This window comes from Corallococcus praedator, from assembly GCF_003612125.1.
Classification (GTDB): Bacteria; Myxococcota; Myxococcia; order Myxococcales; family Myxococcaceae; genus Corallococcus; species Corallococcus praedator.
Window position 1 is genome coordinate 1 of sequence record NZ_RAWI01001248.1, and the last position, 412, is coordinate 412.

At 65.8% G+C, this 412-nt stretch carries 1 protein-coding gene; it reads left to right on the top strand.

Annotation, left to right across the window (positions count from 1 at the left end):
- Nucleotides 1–10: 10 nt before the first annotated feature.
- Nucleotides 11–82 carry a hypothetical protein gene (locus D7Y13_RS49340; protein ID WP_369333613.1) on the top strand — a complete coding sequence of 24 codons (72 nt, stop codon included), beginning with the start codon at nt 11–13 and terminating at the stop codon, nt 80–82.
- Nucleotides 83–412 lie beyond the last annotated feature (330 nt).

Here is a 412-nt window from a genome sequence, read left to right on the forward strand (position 1 = left end):
GATGTACGGGATGAACCGGATGATCCAGATCCGTCGCTTCCGGATCCCTGCCCCCCGGATCAAGCGCGGGGACACGTACTAGTCGTCACTCGCTGTTCCGCTGCGCGCCGATTGGCTCTGCCTTCCTTCCTCGTTCGCACGACGAAAAGCGTGTCGTGCTCTCTCGTCCGTCCAGGCAGAGCCGGGCGCTCCGCTGCACGGCCGCTCGCGACGGGCTCACTCGCTGGCGCTCGTTCGGGGCGGCCGGCGTACGCAGCTGTGTCGGTGAGCCTGAGTAGGGTCGGAGGTCGGGTCGGTGTCCGGCTGACCCCACGACGACGTACGTAGGAGTGGAAGACGACGATGGAGTTCAGGTATCTCGGCAACAGCGGTCTGAAGGTCTCCGCGGTGAGCTACGGCAACTGGGTCACCC